This window comes from Shigella sp. FC1967 (assembly GCF_001743005.1).
In the GTDB taxonomy this organism is placed as follows: domain Bacteria; phylum Pseudomonadota; class Gammaproteobacteria; order Enterobacterales; family Enterobacteriaceae; genus Proteus.
This window is the reverse complement of record NZ_MIIZ01001062.1, coordinates 1-1,076: the sequence shown is the minus strand read 5'-3', so window position 1 is coordinate 1,076 and position 1,076 is coordinate 1. Positions and strand designations below refer to the sequence as shown.

The following is a 1,076-nucleotide window of genomic DNA, read 5'->3' as shown; positions in this document are numbered from 1 at the left end:
TAAAATATTAATCAGTTGTTGTTGCGTTTATTTTGTTTCATAATGAATAAAATTCAAAATCGTAATAAAATAGAGTTCAATATTTATGCTAAAACTCAACAAAATCCACCATGTCGCGATTATTTGTACTGAATATGACGTAAGTAAACACTTTTATTGTAATATTTTAGGTTTAACACTACTAACAGAAACATACCGAGCCTCCCAACAATCATGGAAGGCGGAGCTAGCTTTTGGCAAAAACTACCAAATTGAGTTATTTAGCTTTCCAACTCCACCAGCTCGCTTAAATTATCCAGAAGCTTGTGGTTTTACGCCACCTTGCTTTTAGTGTTGATATATAGAAGAAAGCATTGAATATTTACAAAAGAATGGCATTACCTGTGAACCAATAAGAATTGATCCTAGTAGCAATAAACAATTTACTTTTTTTTAAAGATCCTGACGGATTACCTTTGGAATTATATTGCGCATAATTACACAAGAATGCTACTTAAGTGAACGTAGCATTCTATTTTTTAAGTCTTACGACTAATCAACTAATTGAATATCAAGATACCGTAATAAATCAAGAGCTTCGAATTTTGAAAATTTCGCTTTTGCAATTTTATTTTGGCGGATATCAATATCAAAGGAATGTGAATTTGTAAAATCGACGGCTTCAATATTGGTTTGCATAAACAGACTGTTCGCAAAATCAGAGTTTGTCATTACTGACTTTTTCAGTTCTGCATTTCTAAAATCAACATCGTGTAATCGACAATCATCAAAAAATAGATTCGTATAATTTTAAACCAAAAAAAATTACATCCACTTAAAATACTGCTTTTAAAGCTTAGTTGTGAATAGAGATCAAATCGAGGCCAATGTGCTTTTGTCCAATCGATACCAACAAGTTTTACACCCGATAAATTCTGTATTAGAAAAACGTGTATTGGCTATATATGCCAAACTTAAATTACAACGTTCAAATAAACAATTAATAAATTTACAATGAGATAAATTTACTGATGAGAAATCACATTGATGAAACTCACATTGCTCAAATGTAATATTTTTAAATTCTTCTTCTGTTA

At 30.3% G+C, this 1,076-nt stretch carries 1 protein-coding gene and 2 pseudogenes; 1 reads left to right on the top strand and 2 read right to left on the bottom strand.

Going from position 1 to position 1,076, the window contains the following annotated elements:
- Positions 1-85: 85 nt before the first annotated feature.
- Positions 86-476, top strand: a pseudogene (gene gloA2, locus BHE89_RS18315) (SMU1112c/YaeR family gloxylase I-like metalloprotein).
- A 55-nt stretch (positions 477-531) separates the two neighbouring features.
- Here the strand turns inward: gloA2 and BHE89_RS26380 are convergent.
- Together BHE89_RS26380 and BHE89_RS26375 are read right to left on the bottom strand one after the other, a co-directional pair.
- Positions 532-759 (bottom strand): annotated as a pseudogene (locus BHE89_RS26380) (pentapeptide repeat-containing protein); the annotation flags it as partial.
- A 93-nt stretch (positions 760-852) separates the two neighbouring features.
- Positions 853-1,076, bottom strand: a 224-nt coding sequence (locus BHE89_RS26375; protein WP_286146285.1) for a pentapeptide repeat-containing protein, incomplete at its 5' end; no start/stop codon positions are given.